The organism is Microbacterium sp. NPDC089321 (genome assembly GCF_040684935.1).
In the GTDB taxonomy this organism is placed as follows: domain Bacteria; phylum Actinomycetota; class Actinomycetes; order Actinomycetales; family Microbacteriaceae; genus Microbacterium.
Window position 1 is genome coordinate 11,966 of record NZ_JBFBGX010000001.1, and the last position, 18,811, is coordinate 30,776.

The 18,811-nt window shown below is 69.5% G+C and carries 17 protein-coding genes; 3 read left to right on the plus strand and 14 right to left on the minus strand.

Annotated elements, in window-relative coordinates:
* From AB0N59_RS00060 to AB0N59_RS00090, 7 genes are all read right to left on the minus strand, one after another.
* Positions 1-1,809 carry an ABC transporter ATP-binding protein gene (locus AB0N59_RS00060; protein ID WP_363476971.1) on the minus strand — a complete coding sequence of 603 codons (1,809 nt, stop codon included), beginning with the start codon at positions 1,807-1,809 and terminating at the stop codon, positions 1-3.
* Positions 1,806-3,686, minus strand: a complete 1,881-nt coding sequence (locus AB0N59_RS00065; protein WP_363476974.1) for an ABC transporter ATP-binding protein — start codon at positions 3,684-3,686, stop codon at positions 1,806-1,808. The genes AB0N59_RS00060 and AB0N59_RS00065 overlap by 4 nt, the downstream gene beginning before the upstream one ends.
* A gap of 271 nt (positions 3,687-3,957) precedes the next feature.
* The gene (locus AB0N59_RS00070) at positions 3,958-4,455 is read right to left on the minus strand and encodes a methylated-DNA--[protein]-cysteine S-methyltransferase (RefSeq protein ID WP_363476977.1); all 498 of its coding nucleotides are present in this window, start codon (positions 4,453-4,455) and stop codon (positions 3,958-3,960) included.
* Positions 4,452-5,945, minus strand: a complete 1,494-nt coding sequence (locus AB0N59_RS00075) for an Ada metal-binding domain-containing protein (protein WP_363476980.1) — start codon at positions 5,943-5,945, stop codon at positions 4,452-4,454. The genes AB0N59_RS00070 and AB0N59_RS00075 overlap by 4 nt, the downstream gene beginning before the upstream one ends.
* A gap of 76 nt (positions 5,946-6,021) precedes the next feature.
* The gene (locus AB0N59_RS00080; protein ID WP_363476983.1) at positions 6,022-7,242 is read right to left on the minus strand and encodes an amidohydrolase family protein; all 1,221 of its coding nucleotides are present in this window, start codon (positions 7,240-7,242) and stop codon (positions 6,022-6,024) included.
* Between the two features lie 9 nt (positions 7,243-7,251).
* The gene (locus AB0N59_RS00085; RefSeq protein WP_363476986.1) at positions 7,252-8,088 is read right to left on the minus strand and encodes an ATP-binding cassette domain-containing protein; all 837 of its coding nucleotides are present in this window, start codon (positions 8,086-8,088) and stop codon (positions 7,252-7,254) included.
* Positions 8,085-8,258: a hypothetical protein gene (locus AB0N59_RS00090; protein ID WP_363476989.1), complete on the minus strand. Its 174-nt coding sequence runs from the start codon at positions 8,256-8,258 to the stop codon at positions 8,085-8,087. The genes AB0N59_RS00085 and AB0N59_RS00090 overlap by 4 nt, the downstream gene beginning before the upstream one ends.
* Positions 8,259-8,413: 155 nt before the next feature.
* Here AB0N59_RS00090 and AB0N59_RS00095 point away from each other — a divergent pair, with 155 nt between their 5' ends.
* The gene (locus tag AB0N59_RS00095; protein ID WP_363476992.1) at positions 8,414-8,545 is read left to right on the plus strand and encodes an FCD domain-containing protein; all 132 of its coding nucleotides are present in this window, start codon (positions 8,414-8,416) and stop codon (positions 8,543-8,545) included.
* Positions 8,546-8,569: 24 nt separating this feature from the next.
* Here the strand turns inward: AB0N59_RS00095 and ctlX are convergent, their stop codons facing one another.
* Together ctlX and AB0N59_RS00105 are read right to left on the minus strand one after the other, a co-directional pair.
* Entirely contained in the window at positions 8,570-9,454 is an 885-nt protein-coding gene (ctlX, locus tag AB0N59_RS00100) for a citrulline utilization hydrolase CtlX (RefSeq protein ID WP_363476995.1), read from the minus strand.
* 29 nt (positions 9,455-9,483) lie between these two features.
* Positions 9,484-10,521, minus strand: coding sequence for an ornithine cyclodeaminase (locus tag AB0N59_RS00105; RefSeq protein ID WP_363476998.1), 1,038 nt, complete (start codon positions 10,519-10,521; stop codon positions 9,484-9,486).
* A gap of 121 nt (positions 10,522-10,642) precedes the next feature.
* Here AB0N59_RS00105 and AB0N59_RS00110 point away from each other — a divergent pair, with 121 nt between their 5' ends.
* Positions 10,643-11,074, plus strand: a complete 432-nt coding sequence (locus tag AB0N59_RS00110; RefSeq protein ID WP_363477001.1) for an Lrp/AsnC family transcriptional regulator — start codon at positions 10,643-10,645, stop codon at positions 11,072-11,074.
* A 322-nt stretch (positions 11,075-11,396) separates the two neighbouring features.
* On the opposite strand, the gene purH is transcribed toward AB0N59_RS00110, so the two are convergent.
* Genes purH through AB0N59_RS00125 form a run of 3 tightly spaced genes read right to left on the minus strand, consistent with a single transcriptional unit; the run spans position 11,397 to position 14,892 of the window.
* Positions 11,397-13,004 carry a bifunctional phosphoribosylaminoimidazolecarboxamide formyltransferase/IMP cyclohydrolase gene (gene purH / locus AB0N59_RS00115; protein ID WP_363477004.1) on the minus strand — a complete coding sequence of 536 codons (1,608 nt, stop codon included), beginning with the start codon at positions 13,002-13,004 and terminating at the stop codon, positions 11,397-11,399.
* Between the two features lie 33 nt (positions 13,005-13,037).
* On the minus strand, positions 13,038-13,619 hold the full coding sequence (gene purN, locus AB0N59_RS00120; protein ID WP_363477007.1) for a phosphoribosylglycinamide formyltransferase: 582 nt from the start codon (positions 13,617-13,619) through the stop codon (positions 13,038-13,040).
* A 4-nt stretch (positions 13,620-13,623) separates the two neighbouring features.
* Complete coding sequence (locus tag AB0N59_RS00125; protein WP_363477010.1) at positions 13,624-14,892, minus strand: DUF6350 family protein; 1,269 nt, start codon at positions 14,890-14,892, stop codon at positions 13,624-13,626.
* A 92-nt stretch (positions 14,893-14,984) separates the two neighbouring features.
* Here AB0N59_RS00125 and AB0N59_RS00130 point away from each other — a divergent pair, with 92 nt between their 5' ends.
* On the plus strand, positions 14,985-16,424 hold the full coding sequence (locus AB0N59_RS00130; RefSeq protein WP_363477013.1) for an NCS2 family permease: 1,440 nt from the start codon (positions 14,985-14,987) through the stop codon (positions 16,422-16,424).
* Positions 16,425-16,691: 267 nt separating this feature from the next.
* Here the strand turns inward: AB0N59_RS00130 and sucD are convergent, their stop codons facing one another.
* Positions 16,692-17,594, minus strand: coding sequence for a succinate--CoA ligase subunit alpha (sucD, locus tag AB0N59_RS00135; RefSeq protein WP_363477016.1), 903 nt, complete (start codon positions 17,592-17,594; stop codon positions 16,692-16,694).
* Between the two features lie 18 nt (positions 17,595-17,612).
* Entirely contained in the window at positions 17,613-18,779 is a 1,167-nt protein-coding gene (gene sucC, locus AB0N59_RS00140) for an ADP-forming succinate--CoA ligase subunit beta (protein ID WP_204975843.1), read from the minus strand.
* Positions 18,780-18,811 lie beyond the last annotated feature (32 nt).

An 18,811-nucleotide genomic window follows, 5' to 3' on the forward strand; every position in this document is an offset into this window, starting at 1 on the left:
TCAGACCAGCGTCTCCTGCCAGGCCGCGTGCAGCTGAGCGAACTTGCCGGTGCCGCCGATCAGAGCCGCAGGGGTGTCGTCCTCGATGATGCGGCCATGCTCCATCACCAGCACGCGATCGGCGATCGCGACCGTCGACAGGCGGTGCGCGATGATGATCGCCGTGCGGTCGGCGAGCAGGGTCTGCAGCGCTTGCTGGATGAGCCGCTCCGACGGGATGTCGAGGGAGGCCGTCGCCTCGTCGAGGATGAGCACCGCGGGGTCGGCGAGGAACGCCCGCGCGAACGAGATCAGCTGACGCTGCCCGGCGGACACCCGGCCGCCTCGCTTGTTGACGTCGGTGCCGTACCCGTCGGGCAGCGCGGAGATGAACTCGTCGGCCCCCACCGCACGAGCGGCCGCACGGATCTCGTCGAGCGTCGCGTCCGGCTTGCCGAGCGCGATGTTGTCGGCGACGGTCCCGCTGAACAGATAGGCCTCCTGCGTGACCATCACGATGGCGCGACGGAGGTCCTTCGGATGCAGCATCCGCAGGTCGACGCCGTCGAGCGTGACCCGGCCCTCGGTCGGGTCGTAGAAGCGCGAGACGAGCTTGGCGAGGGTCGACTTGCCGGCACCCGTGGTGCCCACGAGAGCGATCGTCTGCCCGGCCGGGATGTCGAGGGTGAAGTCGGGCAGGATCGTCTTGTCGTTGCTGTAGGCGAACCGCACGCCCTCGAAGCGCAGCGCGCCGCGCGACTCCCACAGATCGATCGGCTTCTCGGGATCGGGCACGGTCGGCTGCTCTTCGAGCACGCCCGACACCTTCTCGAGCGCGGCCGTCGCCGACTGGTACGAGTTGAGGAACATCGCGATCTCCTGCATGGGCGCGAAGAAGTTGCGCACGTACAGCACGGTGGCCAGCAGCACACCGACCCCCAGCGCTCCGTCGGCCACCCGCAGACCGCCCCAGAGAACCACGCCCGCCAGGGTCAGCGCCGCGATGGCCATCAGCCCCGGTTCGAAGGTGCCGTACAGCACCATCGACCGGCGGTTGATGTCGCGGTAGTCGCCGGCCACCTTGCGGAAGGTCTCGTCGTTGCGGGGCTCCTTGCGGAACGACTTCACGGCCCGGATGCCGGTCATCGTCTCGACGAACTGCACGATCACCTTGGCACTGATCACGCGCGACTCGCGGTAGACGACCTGCGAGCGGCTGTAGAACCAGCGCATCAGCAGCAGGAGCGGGATGCCCGCGATGAGCAGGATCGCACCGGACTGCCAGTCGGCGATCACCAGCGCGATGAAGGTGAACAGGCCGAACAGCACGCCGGAGACGAGGTTGTTGAGTCCCCCGTCGAGCAGCTCGCGGATCGAGTCGAGGTCGCTGGTCTGGCGCGAGATGATCCGGCCCGACGTGTACGACTCGTGGAACTCGAGGCTGAGCCGCTGGGTGTGCAGGAAGATGCGCTTGCGCAGGTCGAGCAGCACCGCCTGGGTGATGCGCGCGGCGAGCACGACGTACAGACCGATCAGCGCCGAGGCGGTGATGCCGGCGACCAGGTACACGATCGTGACGGTGATCGCGGGCATCCAGTCGGCCGTCTCGAGCAGATGCGGCAGCGCACGGTCGAGAGCGACGCCGATGAGGATCGGCCCCGCGACCTGCAGCGCCGTGGAGACGACGAGCACGAGCGCGGCGATCACGATGCGCAGTCTCAGCGGTTCGACGAGCGAACCGAGCAGGCGCAGCGATCGCTGCCGGATGGCCCGGCTCTCGGCCTTGGTGTAGTTGGAGCGGTCCTCGCCCTGGGTGCCTGCGATGCTCATGCCTGCACCTCCTCTTCGTTCGTCGACGCGTCGATGCTCGCGTCGGTGATGATGTCGATCGCGCCGGTGCGCGCCGCCTCCTCGGCTTCGAGGCTCGAGATGACGTGGCGGTAGTGCGAGCTCGTGCGCAGCAGCTCGGAGTGCGTGCCCACCGCAGTGATGCGGCCGCGTTCGAGCAGCGCCACCCGGTCGGCGAGCGCGACGGTCGACGGCCGGTGCGCGACGATCAGCGCGGTCGTCTCTGCGAGAACGTGCCGAAGCGCCTCTTCGACCAGCGCCTCGGTGTCGACGTCGAGCGCCGAGAGCGGATCGTCGAGCACGAGCACCTTCGGGTCGGCGGCGACCGCGCGCGCCAGCGCGAGACGCTGGCGCTGGCCGCCGGAGAGGCTCAGCCCCTCCTCGCCGATGATCGTCTCGACGCCGTCCGGGAGCGTGTCGACGAACCCGGCCTGCGCGACGTCGAGAGCCTCGCGCAGCACGCGCTCGGCCTCTTCTCCGTGGATGTCGAGATCGGCTCGGCCCAGAAGCACGTTCTCGCGGACGGATGCCGAGAAGAGCGTCGCGTCCTCGAAGGCCATCGCCACGTGACGACGCAGCTCGGCGAGCTCGAGATCGCGCACGTCGATGCCGTCGAGGGTCACCCGCCCCGCCGTCACGTCGTAGAGACGAGCAGGCAGCGTGGTCAGGGTGGTCTTGCCCGACCCGGTCAGGCCGACCAGCGCCATCGTCTCGCCCGGCCGCAGCACGAGGTCGATGCCGTCGAGCAGGTCGCGTTCGCTGGGGCCGGCGTCCTGGTAGCGGAAGTGGGCGCCCTCGAACGCGAGCTCGCCGCGCGCCTGCCCGAGCCGCACGGGCTTCTCGGGGTCGGTGATGGTGTTGGTCTCCTGGTAGATGTCGAACACGCGGTCGGTCGCGGTGCGGGCATCCAGCATGAACGAGAACAGGAAGCCGATCGACTCGATCGGCCACCGCAGCACGGCCGCCATGGCGAAGAACGCGAACAGCTGCGGGACGTCGATCTGCCCCTGGGCGATCAGCCAGATCCCCGAGATGAGGCTGAGTCCGAACGCGATCTGCGGCATGAGGTCGAGCCAGAACCAGATCTCGGCGATCGCGCGCGCCTTGCTCAGCTCGGTCTCGCGCAGGGTCTCGGCCTGGCGGCTGAAGCGCGAGAGCGCGTGCTTGCCGCGGCCGAACGCCTTGAGCACCCGGATGCCGTGCACGCTCTCCTCGACGCTGGTGGCGAGGTCGCCTGCCTGGTCCTGGCTGCGCCGGGCGAGGGTGCCGTAGCGCTTCTCGAACAGGTATCCCTGGATCCACATCGGCACGCCCGTGACGAGGAAGATGACTCCGAGCAGCCAGTGCCAGCGGAACAGCAGCACGGCGCCGATGATGATCGTCAGCACGTTGACCACAAGCAGGATGAGCCCGAAGGCGATCCAGCGCCGGATGAGGCCGATGTCCTGCATCATCCGGCTGAGCAGCTGGCCCGACTGCCAGCGGTCGTGGAACGCGACCGGCAGGTTCTGCAGCCGCGAGTACAGCTCGGCGCGCATCTGGAACTCGACCTCGGTCGCAGGGGTCAGGATGAACCAGCGGCGCAGCCAGACCATCGCCGCCTCGCCGAAGGCGAGCGCGAGCACGCCGAACGCGCCGGCGAACACGAATCCGACAGCGCTGTTCGCGCCGGACCCGAGGTCGAAGTTCTTCACGACCTGCTCGAGCACGATCGGGATCATCAGGGCGATGACGGCGGCGGCGAGCGCGCTGAGCGCGCCGCCGATGAGACGGCCGATGATCGGCTGGACGAAGGGCTTGAGGCGCCAGAGGGCGGCGAACGTGGACAGGGATGACGACGAAGAGGAGGTGGCAGACATGACTCTCGGTTGCGTGACGAGTGGGTGACGAAGACGGATGCGGATGCCAGGGCATCCGGTGCGGGCGCGGCTCGGGGCGACTCCAGGTCGCCGGCCGCGCGATCAGTCGCGCAGGCGGAGTGCGCGCGAGCCGAGGAGTGTGGTGACAGTCGTCGTGATCATGGCTTCCTCCTGGGGCTCGGCTTCATCGCCCGGTCGGCGCGACAGCCTTCGAGCCTATGGGGGAAGGCGCTTTCTGCGCAAGAGTCCGGGGAGAGTCGGGCAGCCGCCGTCAGAGCGCGCCGCTCTCGCGGGCGAGCAGGCTCTGCTTCACCGGCAGTCCCCAGGCGAAGCCGCCGAGCGAGCCGTCGCTGCGCAGCACGCGGTGACAGGGCACGAACAGCGCCGGGGCGTTGCGGGCGCAGATGGATGCAGCGGCGCGCACGGCCTGCGGGCTGCCGAGTTCGACGGCGAACTCGCTGTAGCTCAGGGGGCGGCCCGGTTCGATGCGGCGCAGCGCCTCCCACCCGGCTGCCTGCAGCGCGGTCCCGCGCTGGCGCACCCGCACGGAGTCGATCGCGTGCAGATCGCCCCGGTAGTACGCGCGCGCCGCGTCGGCGGCATCCGTCTCGCCCTCGCCGATCGCGCTCGGCCGCAGCGACGGGTGCACGCGCGCGACGATCGCCGCCTGGTCGTCGCTCCAGCCGGAGGCGAGCACCTGCTGCGCGTCATCGGTCAGGATCGTGAGCGGGCCATCCGGGGTCTGGATGGTCTGGATGAGTGCGGTCATGACGACTCCTTCGATGCGGTGCGTGCGCGCCTGACCGGCCGTGCCGGTGCTGCGCGCCACAGGTGTGCGGTCAGGTAGCTGCGCCAGGGCGCGATGCGCGCCGCCCAGGCGGTGAGGGACGCCGGGTCTGCGGGCAGCCCGGATGCTGCGGCGCCGGCGCGGACGGCGACGTCGCCCGGCAGGAACACGTCGGGGTCGCCGATGACCCTCATGCGCACGTAGTCTGCGGTCCACGGGCCTATTCCCGGCATCGCGAGCAGCGCTGCACGCTGCGTGGCGGCGTCATCGCCGACGGTGAGGGTCAGGGAGCCGTCGGCGAGCGCTGCCGCGGCGCCGGTGATCGCGCGGATGCGGGCTGCAGGCCCGCGCAGCACCTCGGCGCCGTGCTCGGCGATCGCCGCCATGGTCGGGAAGAGCAGCCCTCCGTCCGGCAGCCGCTCCCCCAGCTGCTCGGCGAGCGACGTCAGCGCGGTGCGGGCCGCGGCGACGGTGATCTGCTGTCCGACCATGGCGCGGATGAGCATCTCGTGCGGGTCGGCGGCGCCCGGCACCCGGATGCCCGGCATCGCGGTCACGAGCGGAGCCAGCTCGGGATGCGCGGAGAGCGCCTCGTCGACCGCCTGCGGGTCGGAGTCGAGGTCGAACAGCCGTCGCGCGGTCGACACCAGTGGTGCGAGGTCGCCGAGACGGGTGACGTTCGCGCGCAGGCGCAGCTGCCCTTCCTCGGTCTGCCTGATCTCGAAATGCGCCGGACCGCCGGGCATTCGAAGATGCCGGGCGAAAGACCGGGGCGTCGCCGTCTCGACGCCGGGCAGCGCCCTCGCGTCCATCCAGGCGAACACGCCGGCCGCGTCCATCGGCGTGCGGTGCGGCAGCAGCAGGTCGATCGCGCCCTGCATCCCGTCGTGCACGGCCTGCGCTCCCGCCCTGCGCTTGGCGCGCAGCTCACCCGGTGTCATCTCGAACACCTCGCGGATGGTGTCGTTGCACTGGCGGATGCTCGTGAAGCCGGCCGAGAACGCGACCTCCGAGATGGGCAGGTCGGTGCCCACCAGCAGCATGCGGGCGGTGTGCGCGCGGTGCGCGCGGGCGAGGGCGAGCGGGCCGGCGCCCAGCTCGTGGGTGAGCAGGCGCGTGAGGTGCCGCGGCGAGTAGCCGAGGCGGCGGGCGAGACCGGGCACGCCCTCCTGCTCGACGACCCCTGCGGCGATCAGGCGCATGGCGCGCGCTGCGGCGTCCCCGCGCAGATTCCACGCGGGCGACCCCGGTGCAGCCTCGGGCAGGCAGCGCTTGCAGGCGCGATAGCCGGCCTCGTGGGCGGCCGCACTCGTGGGGTAGAACGTGACGTTCTCGGGCTTCGGAGTACGGGCCGGGCAGCTGGGCCGGCAGTAGATGCGGGTCGAGCGCACGGCGGTGACAAACTGCCCGTCGAAGCGGGTGTCCTTCGCGCTGATCGCGCGGTAGCGCTCGTCGTGCTCGGTGGTGCTCATGCCTCCATGCTGTCACGGCCGCGGACGCTCGGCTGGCGGAAATCGGACATCGCAGTTCTCGTTCGCGTCCGGTCTCTCAGCGACGAACGGGGAAGACCGACGGGAAGATCTCGTCCGGCGTCGCCTCACGCGCACTGCGATCGGCATACGCCCTCGCACCGCCCTGCGTCGCCGCCTGGACGTACTCGGCGAGCATTCCGCGCGACAGGTCGCCGTGCTGCGCCTTCGACAGCTGCACGCCGTGATCGATGGCGCGGATCAGATCGGGCGGGAACGAGTCGGTGCCCATCGCGATGTTCACCCCGGCATCGAGGTACTGCGAGAGATCCTCGAGCAGGAAGGCATAGCGGGCGTTGGTGAGCGGGCAGTGCACGACCGACGCACCCGCCGCGGCGAGGGCTGCGAGCTCGCCCCTGTCCTCGCCGTGCACGTCGGGATGCACGTCGAGGTAGACGCCGTGCGCCACGATGAGCCGGGGTCCCAGCAGGCCGGCGCGCTCGAGCAGTCCGAGCTGGGTGGTGCCCGCGACCCGATCGAAGTGCTCGCGCTCGCCCAGCTCCTGCAGGGCGTGCACGCGAACGAGCACATCGCGCTCGGCCGACACTCGCGCCGTCTCGCGCAGCACCTCCTCGGTGACATGCTCTATGCGGCACGGGGCCAGCACCCCGGTCAGCAGCGGGTCGGCCCAGTCGTCGAGGGTGTCGAGAAAGCGCACGGCGTCGGCGAGACCGCGCTCGCCCCGCGCTTCATCCCACGCGACACCGGGCGACCCGTCGGCCTCGGTCACCGGCACGCCCGAGCGGTACGACGGCCCCAGCCAGGCCCGAAGGCCGAACTCCTGTGCGGCCCGAGCCACGTCGACGAGGTCGTCATGCGTCTCGGCCCAGGGCGTGTGCACCTCGGAGGCGATCGGCATGAACGTGGTGATGCCGTGCAGCGCGAGCTGCGCCACCGCGTACCGCCGCATCAGCCGGCGATCCGCCGGGGTCAGTGCCCCGCCGGGATCGCTCTCGGCGTACGCGCGCGACCAGCGCAGCTCAGCCCAGCCGTCATCGTCGCGCCACGAGTCGAGCTGCAGATGATCGATGTCGGCGAGCCCCTCGAGATCGATGAGCCCGGGCATCAGAAGCGATTGACCGAGGTCGATCCGCTCGTCAACGGCCTCGCTCGGCGCCTCGCGGGCAGGTCCGACCCAGTCGATCCTCTCGCCGTCGACGAGCACCGCCCCGGAGCGGATCTCGATGAACTGCCCGTCCTCGCAGGCGAGGACGTGATCGGCGGTGAGCAGCGTGCGCATCGGACCTCCTCAGACCGCGAGGCGCTCGCGTCTGACCGGCTTCCAGCCGGCACGCGGGACTGCGGCGCGCAGCGCCCGCGTGTACGGCTGCACCGGATCGGCGAGGATCTCGGATGTCACGCCGGCGTCGACGACCCTTCCCTGCTCCATCACGATCATCCGGTCGGAGATCTGATTCACGACCGCGAGGTCGTGAGAGATGAACAGGTAGCTCACCCGACGCTCGGCCTTGATGTCGCTGAGCAGGTTGAGGATCTGCGCCTGGATCGAGACGTCGAGCGCGGCGACCGCCTCGTCGAGCACGATCACGCCCGGGTCGGCGGCGAGCGCGCGGGCGATCGCCACTCGCTGACGCTGCCCGCCCGACAGCTGATGCGGGAACTTCTGCCAGAAGCGCTCGCCCAGACCGACGCTGTCGAGGATGCCCTGTGCGCCGGCACGCACCGAGGCGGGCGTGGCACTGCCCTGACCGTGCAGCGACACCGACGACGCGATGATGTCGATGATGCGCTGCCGGCCGTTCAGCGACGAGTACGGGTCCTGGAACACGTACTGCACCTCTCGCGCCCAGCGCCGCCTGTCGGCCAGGCGCCGCACTCCCCCGGCGCGCGACTCCCCGCGCACCATGAGCTCGCCACCCGTCACGGACTCCAGGCCCACCAGCATCCGAGCGACCGTCGTCGTTCCCGAACCGGACTCGCCGACGATCGCCAGGCACTCGTCCTCGAAGAGCTCGAACGACACGTCGTCGACGGCGACGATCGGCTCGCCGCCGCTGCCGCGGGGCGCCGGGAACACCTTCCTGAGATTGCGCGCGACGATGATCGCGTCACCTGCTGCGCTCATGCGCCCGCCTTCAGCTGCTCGTGGATCTCTCGGTTGTAGGTGAGGACGGGCAGTCGGTCCACCCGCTCCTCGATGCTCGGCCTCGCGCCGAGCAGCTCGATCGTGTACGGATGCCTTGGTGCCTCGTACACGTGAGCGCCCTGCTCGACGATCTCGCCGGCGTACATCACGGCGATCCGGTCGCAGCACGCGGCGGCGAGCTCGAGATCGTGCGTGATGAACAGCAGCGACAGCCCTCGGGCCTTCCGCTGCTCTGCTCGGGGGGATCTACGCGAGCTTCGTCACGTCTCTGCGCAACTCCATCACCCAGCGACGCGTGGGGTCCATGGCGCTGGCCGAGTCTCCGGACGACCAGCACGAGGCGCTCTTCCAGGCGATCCGCGCGGGTGACGGAGAGGCCGCGAGAGACGCCGCGCTGAACATCATCGAGCGCTCGGAGCAGCTCCCCCAGAGCTGACCCGCCGGACCTCGGCCGCGCTAGTCAGCGCGGGTCGAGGTGGATGCCCGCGATCATGCAGCGCACGGAGCCGCCGGCGAGCTCGATCGGCGAGACGTCGATCGGCAGCACGCGGCACGACGCCGACAGAGTCGCCAGCTGCTCATCCGAGAGGCTGCGATGCGCTGTCTCGGAGAGCACGAGGATGCGCTCGCCATCGGCATCCCGAAGCTCGATCGCGTTGCCCGCGAACGACGCGACCTGTTCCGCACTCAGGTCGACGAGCACGCGGCCGGTGTCACGGATGCGCCGCGCGATCTCGGCCCGGCGCGCGTCGCCGACGATCGCGTCGAGGCCGATCAGGGCGATGTCGGTGCCGATGCACATCATGACGTTGGTGTGATAGACCGGAACGCCGTCGGGATCAGCGGCGTCGAACACCACCGGCTCGTAGCCGAACACCGTGCAGAAGCGCTCGACGAGCACCGGGTCGCAGCGATGCGAGCGCACCGCGTAGGCGATGCGCGACACGTGATCGAGCACCATAGCGCCCGTGCCCTCGAGGAAGAGACCGTCGAGCTCGAGGCCCGAGTAGTCGATGACCTCCTGCACGCGGTACTCGCGCTTGAGCATCTCGACGATGTCGGCCCGTCGCTCACCTCTGCGGTTCGGCGCGTACATCGGATAGATGGCGACGCGTCCGCCGGCGTGGGTCGAGAACCAGTTGTTGGGGAACACGCTGTCGGGATGCGACTCTCCGGCGTCCTCGAACAGATGCACGCGAACGCCTTCGCCGCGCAGCACCTCGGCGACCCGGGTCGACGCGTCGAAGGCCGCGCGCGACACGTCGTGATCCGTCTCGCGCTGGAAGGTGTTGTCGGCCGCCGTCTGCGGATTCGGCCTGAAATGGTGCGGACGGATCAGCACCACGGCGTTCGGCGCCTGCGCCGACGCCGCCCTCACGCCAGGGCGGGCGCGGCGGCACCCTCGGCGACGAGCGCGAACAGGTTCTTCGGGTCTGCCGGCTCGGCGATGATGTCGACGTCCGTGAAGTAGTCGGTTCCGTCGATCGCCTCGGCGAGGTAGCGCAGCGCGGAGAAGTCCTCGATCGCGAAGCCGACCGAGTCGAAGATCGTGATCTGATCGGCGGTCGTGCGGCCCGACGCCTCGCCGCGCATGACGCGCCACAGCTCGGTGACGGGGTGCTCGGCGTCCAGCTGCTGGATCTCGCCCTCGACGCGGGTCTGGGGCGGATACTCGACGAAGATCTCGCCGCGATGCAGGATGCGCGCGTCGAGCTCGGTCTTGCCGGGGCAGTCGCCGCCGATCGCGTTGATGTGCACGCCGGGCACGACCATGTCGTCGGTCAGCACGGTGGCGTTCGCCTTGTCGGCGGTGCAGGTGGTGATGATCTGCGCGCCGCTGACGGCCTCGGCCGCGCTCCCGGCACGGACGATGTCGAAGCCGAGCGGACGCATGTTGGCCTCGAACACGTCGAGGGCCGCGGGGTCGGTGTCCCACACCCGCAGGCTGCGGATACCCAGCAGCGCGCGGAACGCGAGCGCCTGGAACTCCGCCTGGCTGCCGGTGCCGATCATCGCCATGGTGGTCGCCCCCTCGGGAGCGAGCAGACGCGCCACCGTCGCCGAGGTGGCCGCGGTGCGCAGGGCGGTGAGGATGGTCATCTCGGTCCACAGCGTCGGATAGCCGCTCTCGACGTCGGCGAGCACGCCGAAGGCGGTCACGGTCTGCAGACCACGCGAGGGGTTGGCTGGGTGCCCGTTGACGTACTTGAAGCCGTACTGGACGCCGTCGCTCGTCGGCATCAGCTCGATCACGCCGACGTCGGAGTGGCTGGCCACGCGGGCGGTCTTGTCGAACTGCTCCCAGCGCCGGAAGTCCTCGGCGATCGTGTCGGCGATGCCTTCGATGGCACGCTCGATCCCGGTATCGATCAGCCAGCGGCGCATGTTCGGAACATCGACAAAACGGACCATCGCCCATCCCTTCACTCTGAAGTTCAAATCTACGAGCGCGCACTGGCACTTTCAATCAGCAGGAATGGTCATTTACGTGATCGAATGCGCATTCTGTGCAGGAGCGATGTAAGTTCTGACTATGAGCACCCTCGACGACCTCGACCGCCGACTGCTGTCGCTGCTGCGTGCGAACAGCAGGGAATCCGTCGTCAACCTCGCCCGCCGGCTCGGAGTGACACGCGCCACCGTCGACACGCGCCTGCGCCGGCTCGTCGAGAGCGGCGTGATCGTCGGGTTCTCGGTGCGCGTGCGCGATTCCGCGGCAGCCTCGGTTGTGCGCGCCATCATGCTGATCGCCGTCGAGGGTCGCAACACCCGTGAGGTGATCCGCAGCCTGCGCGGCGTGCCGCAGATCGCGGCGCTGCACACGACGAACGGCCGGTGGGACCTCGTCGCCGAGATCAGCTGCGACAGCCTGGCGTCGTTCGACGAGACCCTGGGAACCATCCGCGGCATCGAGGGCATCCGCGACAGCGAGACGAGCATCCTGCTGTCGTCCGCGACCGTGTGACGGCCGCCGTGTGACGGTCGGGGGCAGCGGCTTCGCCGGCTGCGTACGATTACCGGCAGCGGCTTCGCCGGCTGCGTTCAGAGACCGGGCAGCGGCTTCGCCGGCTGCGTTCAGAGCACGGGCAGCGGCTTCGCCGGCTGCGTACGATTACCGGCAGCGGCTTCGCCGGCTGCGTCAGAGGCCGGCTGCGTTCAGAGGCCGGGTCACCGCGTCTCGACTCTTGCGGCTCCGCCGCCTTCGCTCGACGATCGGTCTGCGGCTCCGCTTCGCTGCGCCGCTTATGCGGCCACTTCTTCCCCTTCCGCGTCGCTGGCGCTCCGCGTCAGTGGAAGAAGTGGCGCTCCCCGGTGAAGAACATCGTCACGCCGGCCTTGCGAGCGGCGTCGATCACCTCGTCGTCGCGCACAGATCCGCCCGGCTGCACGATCGCCTTGATGCCGGCGTCGATGAGCACCTGCGGGCCGTCGGCGAAGGGGAAGAACGCGTCGGATGAGGCGACCGAGCCGGCCGCGCGATCGCCCGCCCGCTCGACCGCGAGGCGGCACGAGTCGACGCGATTGACCTGGCCCATGCCGACGCCGACGGTCGCGTTGTCCTTCGCGAGCACGATCGCGTTCGACTTGACCGCCCGGCAGGCCTTCCAGGCGAAGATGAGATTCTCCGTCTCGGCGTCGTTCGGACGCTCGCCCGAGACGAGCTCCCAGTTCTTCGCGACCGAGACGATGTCGTCGGGGAAGCGGTCTGCGTCCTGCAGCAGAAGGCCGCCGGAGACAAGCCGCACATCCATGCGCTCCTGACGCCAGTCGGCGGGGAGCTGCAGCAGGCGCAGGTTCTTCTTCGCCTTGAAGACCTCGAGCGCGGCGGGCTCGAACGAGGGCGCCACGATCACCTCGGTGAAGATGTCCTTCAGGTTCTCGGCCATCTTGAGCGTGACGGTGCCGTTGGCGGCGATCACTCCGCCGTATGCCGACACCGGGTCGCACTCGTGGGCGCGCAGGTGCGCGCTCGCGATCGGATCGAGGGCGCTGGGCGCGGTGGTCGCGATACCGCACGGGTTGGCGTGCTTGATGATGGCGACAGCCGGCTGCACCATGTCGTAGGCGGCGCGCAGCGCGGCGTCGGCGTCGACATAGTTGTTGTACGACATCTCCTTGCCCTGCAGCTGCGTGGCCTGGGCGATGCCGTGGCCGCCGGCGCGGGTGTAGATGGCACCGCGCTGGTGCGAGTTCTCGCCGTAGCGCAGCGTCGCGAGGCGCTCAGCCTTCACCGTGAGGTGCGCCGGCAGGTCGCCGCCCTCGAGCAGCGTGCCCTCTGAGAACCACTGTGCGACGGCCGAGTCGTAGTTCGCGGTGTGCGCGAAAGCGCGCGCGGCGAGCTCACGGCGATGCACCAGGGTCGTGCCGCCCTCTTCGACCGCCTCGATGATGGCCGGGTACGACTCGGGCGAGACGACGATCGCCACGTTGGCGTGGTTCTTCGCGGCGGCACGCACCATCGCGGGGCCGCCGATGTCGATCTGCTCGACGATGGCGTCGGGCTCGGCACCGGATGCCACCGTCTCGACGAACGGGTAGAGGTTGACCACGACGAGCTCGAACGGCTCGATGCCGAGGTCGGCGAGCTGGCGCTCGTGATCCTCGAGACGAAGGTCGGCCAGCAGACCGCCGTGCACCTTCGGGTGCAGGGTCTTCACCCGTCCGTCGAGCATCTCGGCGACGCCCGTCACGGCGGCGACGTCGGTGACCTCGTGACCGGCATCCCGGATCGTCTGCGCCGTCGAGCCCGTCGACACGATCTCGACGCCGGCGTTCGTCAGCGCTTTGGCGAGCTCGAGCAGTCCGGACTTGTCGCTCACCGAGACCAGCGCGCGCTTGACGGGCACGAGATCGCGGTCACGGTACAGCGAGAGGTCGAGGCGGGGGCCGGCCATGAGGGTGCTCCTTCGTTCGGGCGAGGGGGTGTGTCAGCGGGAGAGGGGCAGCTCGCCGGTGGCGATGCGCTGCACTGCGTCGATGAGCAGTCGTCGTTCGACGGGTTTGATGCGGTCGTGCAGGGTCGATTCGGTGTCGCCGGGAAGCACCGGCACGCGTTCCTGCGCGAGGATCGGGCCGCTGTCGATGCCGTCGTCGACGACGATGACGCTCGCCCCGGTCTCGGCCACCCCGGCGGCGAGCGCATCGCGCACACCGTGCGCGCCGGGAAACTCGGGCAGGTACGCGGGGTGGGTGTTGATGATGTTCGGGGCGTAGCGCTCGACGACGGCCGGGGGCAGCAGGCGCATGAGGCCGCTGAGCACGATGAGGTCGGGCTGCCAGGCATCCAGCTGCGCGGCCAGCTCCTGCCCCCACTCCTCACGACTGGCGTAAGCGGTGTAGGGCACGGTGAAGGTCGGGACGCCGAACTCCTCGGCGTGCGCGAGGCCTGTGGCATCGCGGTCGGCGCCGACGGCGATGACCCGCGCGGGGAAGTCGGGGTGGCTCGCGGCCTCGAGCAGGGCTCGGAGGTTCGAGCCCGTACCGGAGATGAGAACGGCGAGCGTCAGCACCAGGTCAGTCTATCGGGGCCGTGAGCCCCGCCATCTCCTCGTTCCAGCGGTCGGTGCGCTCCTCCGCGAGCTCGTCGCGGTGCCGGGGCGCGAGCAGCAGGATGCCGGCGCCGATGAGCACCTCGATGCCGATCGCGAGCGCGAAGGGGCCGACCGCCGGTCCCACCTCGGCGAGGCGACCGGGACCGATCGAGCCGGAGGCGAGCACCGCTGCGAGCGCAGCGGCGCCTGCCGACAACGCGGCGATGCCCACGGCGATCGCCGCCCGCGGGGCGTGACCATCAGCCGTGCGCTCCCAGACCAGGCGCGAGCGCACCATCCACCCGGCGACAGCGCCGCAGGCGATGGGAACGAGCACGCTCACCAGCATCCAGATGGACGCGTGCGCCGGCACCAGGCCGAGCACGGGGATGCCGGGGATGACGCCGAGCTCCGTGCCCGCCGGCGACACCGATGTGCCCGTTCCGAGCGCGAAACCGGGGCCGGCCAGCCAGCTCGCGGCCCACACGATCAGCGTCGGCAGGTAGGCCAGGTGCCCGATCGTGAGCATGACGGCGCCCAGCACGTCGACGTGCGCGGCCTCGTACAGCGCGACGACCTCGCCGCCGCGCAGCACCGTCATGATCGCGATGCCGACTGCGGACGCCCCGGTCAGTGCGACCACGACGACGGCCGCGCCGCGAACCGCCTCGCCCGGCACCGAAGCCCACTCGCCCCATCCGTCGACCACGTCGCGCAGCCGGTCGATCGGCCCGTCGTCGCCTTCCGACCAGGCGTGGGTGATTCCGCCGGCCAGGATGCCGGCCGCGTACACCGCTGCGGGGATGATGATCGCCGCGGTCAGCGGAGCCCGGAGCACGTCGGAAGAGGCGGTCAGGGCGACGCCGGCGCTCAGCACCGAGAACGCGATCGCTCCCCCGGCGGCGCCCGCCACCCAGCGGCCCGCAACGGCGGCGCGGCGTCCCGAGCGCGCCGCGAACAGCAGGGTGAAGATCAGCAGGGCGAGGGGCGGCACCGAGAGGGCGAAGCGGGCCGCCTCCTTCGAGATGCCGAGGCTCGACATCAGGGCATCCGGAAGCACGACCTCGAGGGGCACGCCGTGACCGAGCTGCCAGAGAGAGCCCGTCACGGGCCAGAGTGCACCCCAGTCGGCGTCGATCCCGAACGCGAGAACCCAGAGCAGGGTGAACGGCGCGAGCACGAGGGCGAGCCCGACGGCCGCCGCGATGGCGGCATCGAGGGAGGCGAGGAGCGCGACGATGAGGCGTTGCATGACGGATCGAGCCTACGTCGTGCATCGCCTTCCGACCCCCGGGGCACGCACGCTCGCCGGAACCCGATAGATTCTCTGCGGAGGTCCCCCCGATGACTGATGCCCCTGCACGCACCGACGCCGAACCCCGCGGCGCAATCGACCGCTTCTTCGAGATCACCCGACGAGGTTCCACCTTCGCCGCGGAGATCCGCGGAGGTGTGGTCACATTCGTGACGATGGCGTACATCGTCATCCTCAACCCGATCATCCTCTCGAGCGGCACCGACATAGACGGCTCGCAGCTCGACTTCGTTCAGCTGAGCGCTGTCACCGGGCTCACCGCCGCCGTGATGACGATCCTGTTCGGTCTCGTCGCCCGTCTGCCCTTCGGGTTCGCCGCCGGTCTCGGCATCAACGCCTTCCTGGCGTTCTCGGTGGTCGGCGAGGTCACCTGGCCCGAGGCCATGGGGCTCGTGGTCATCAACGGCCTGATCATCGTGCTGCTGAGCGCGACCGGGCTTCGACGCATGATCTTCGACGCCGTGCCCATGCAGCTGAAGATCGCCATCACGGTCGGCATCGGCCTGTTCATCGCGTTCATCGGCTTCGTCAACGCGGGCTTCGTGACGGCGGCCACGTCGCCGCCCGTCGCACTCGGAGTCGGCGGCTCGGTCGCCACCGTCCCCACGCTCATCTTCGTCGTCACCCTGCTCGTCACGGGCGTGCTCGTCGCGCGCCGCGTGAAGGGCGGCATCCTCATCGGTCTGGTCACCGGAACCGTGCTGGCGGTCATCGTCGAGGCGATCTGGCACATCGGCGCCAAGGGCGATGACAACCCCGGCGGATGGGGCCTGTCGGTTCCCGCCCTGCCCGCTCAGCTCGTCAGCCTCCCCGATCTCTCGCTGGTCGGCCAGTTCGATCTGTTCGGCGCGTTCGGGCGCATCGGCGCACTGGCGGCGCTCATGCTCGTCTTCACGCTGGTGTTCACGAACTTCTTCGACGCGATGGGCACCATGACCGGCCTCGCGAAGGAAGCGGATCTCGCCGACGAGCGCGGCAACTTCCCGCGCCTGAAGTCGGCGCTGATCGTCGAGGGCGTCGGCGCCGTCGCGGGCGGCGCGACCTCCGCCTCGTCGAACACCGTGTTCATCGAGTCGGGCGCCGGAATCGGCGAGGGAGCTCGCACCGGTTTCGCGAACATGGTGACGGGCGGTCTCTTCCTCATCGCCATGTTCTTCACGCCGCTCGTCTCGATCGTGCCCACCGAGGTCGCGGCGGCTGCGCTCGTGATCGTCGGCGCGCTGATGATGAGCCAGATCCGCTTCATCGATCTGACCGACTTCTCGGCCCTGTTCGGCGTCTTCCTCACCGTGTCGGTCATGCCTATGACCTACTCGATCGCGAACGGCATCGGCGCGGGCTTCATCGGCTGGGTCGCCGCACGCGCGTTCTCGGGCAAGGCGAAGGAGATCAGCCCGCTGCTGTGGATCGTCACCGCCGGCTTCCTGATCTACTTCGCCCGCGGTCCCGTGGAGATGCTGCTCAGCTGACCCTGATCGTCACTTCTGAAGGACGATCGCGATCGTGAAGGATGCCCGAATCGGGTTCTTCCTTCCCGATCGCGGTCGTCCTTTCTGCTGTGCCCAGGCAAGCGGCAGCTGAAGGACCTCTGGAAGGACTCTGTGGCGCACGGCATCCTTCGGAGATGCGGTCGTCGCTCAAGATGACCCGGTCGCTCGCCCGGGCATGACGAAGGCCCCGGGGTGGAGCCCGGGGCCTTCGTGTACGAGTCTAGCTCAGATCAGAGCCGGATCAGATCAGAGAGCCTCGACGATGGCGCGCATCAGCTCAGCGGTCTCGCTGGGCGTCTTGCCCACCTTGACGCCGGCGGCCTCGAGGGCCTCCTTCTTGGCCTGAGCGGTACCGGCCGAGCCCGAGACGATGGCGCCGGCGTGGCCCATGGTCTTGCCCTCGGGAGCGGTGAAGCCGGCCACGTAGCCGACGACCGGCTTGGTGACGTTCGCCTTGATGTAGTCGGCCGCACGCTCTTCGGCGTCGCCGCCGATCTCGCCGATCATGACGATGGCCTTGGTCTCGGGGTCGGCCTCGAACGCGGCGAGCGCGTCGATGTGCGTGGTGCCGATGACCGGGTCGCCGCCGATGCCGATGGCGGTCGAGAAGCCCAGGTCGCGCAGCTCGAACATCATCTGGTAGGTCAGGGTTCCCGACTTCGACACGAGGCCGATCGGCCCCTTGCCGGTGATGTTCGCCGGCGTGATGCCGACGAGCGCCTCATCCGGCGTGATGATTCCGGGGCAGTTCGGCCCGATGATGCGGGTCTTGTTGCCCTTCTCGGTGGCGTACGCCCAGGCCTCGGCGCTGTCGCCGACGGGCACGCCCTCGGTGATGACGACGAGCAGCGGGATCTCGGCGTCGATGGCCTCGACCATGGCGTCCTTGGTGAAGGCGCCGGGCACGAAGGCGATCGAGACGTCGGCACCGGTCTTCTCCATGGCCTCGGCGACCGAGCCGAAGACGGGGAGCTCGACGGCATTGCCGTCCTTGTCGGTGTGGGCGACGGTGGTGCCGGCCTTGCGCGCGTTCACACCGCCGACGATGTTGGTGCCCGCCTTGAGCATCAGGGCGGTGTGCTTGGTGCCCTCACCGCCGGTGATGCCCTGGACGATGACCTTGGAGTCCTTGTTGATGAAGATCGACATGTCGTTGATTCCTTCGCGTCAGGCGTTCGCCAGCTCGGCGGCCTTGTCGGCGCCCTCGTCCATGGTGGCGGCGAGGGTGACGAGCGGGTGGTTGGCTGCGGCGAGGATCTCGCGACCCTCCTCGACCTGGTTGCCGTCGAGACGCACGACGAGCGGCTTGGTGGCCGCGTCGCCGAGGATCTCGAGGGCCTTCACGATGCCGTCGGCGACGGCGACGCACGACGTGATGCCGCCGAAGACGTTCACGAACACGCTCTTCACCTGCTCGTCGCCGAGGATGACGTCGAGGCCGGCAGCCATGACGGTGGCCGATGCACCACCGCCGATGTCGAGGAAGTTGGCCGGCTTGACACCGCCGTGCTTCTCACCGGCGTAGGCGACGACGTCGAGGGTCGACATCACCAGACCCGCGCCGTTGCCGATGATGCCGACCTGGCCGTCGAGCTTGACGTAGTTGAGGCCGGATGCCTTGGCCTTGGCCTCGAGGGGGTTCTCGGAGTCCTTGTCTGCGAGGGCCTCGTGACCCGGGTGACGGATCTCGGATGCGTTCTCGTCGAGGGTGACCTTGCCGTCGAGGGCGATGATCTCGCCGTCCTCGGTGCGGACGAGCGGGTTCACCTCGACGAGTGTGGCGTCCTCGCCCTTGTAGACCTCGTACAGCTTCACGAAGACGTCGGAGACCTTCTCGACGAGGTCCTCGGGGAAGTTCGCGGCCTTGGCGATCTCGACGGCCTTCGCCTTGTCGATGCCGGTCAGCGGGTTGACCTCGATGCGGGCGAGCGCCTCGGGCTTCTCGACCGCGAGCTGCTCGATCTCCATTCCGCCCTCGACGCTGCACAGCGAGAGGTACGAGCGGTTGGCGCGGTCGAGCAGCACCGAGAAGTAGAACTCCTCGGCGATGCGGGCGCCTGCCGCGACCATGACGCGCTTGACGATGTGGCCCTTGATGTCGAGCCCGAGGATCGCCTTCGCGGCCTCGTACGCCTCTTCGGGGTTCTTGGCGACCTTGACGCCGCCGGCCTTGCCGCGGCCACCGGTCTTGACCTGTGCCTTGACGACCACCACTCCACCGAGCTTCTCGGCCGCTGCCTTCACCTCCTCAGGGGTGTCGGCGACGATGCCGGCGAGAACCGGCACTCCGTAGGATTCGAAAAGGTCTCGTGCCTGGTACTCGTAGAGATCCACAGTGCAGTCCTTCGCTGGTTGCGGCGGGTGGG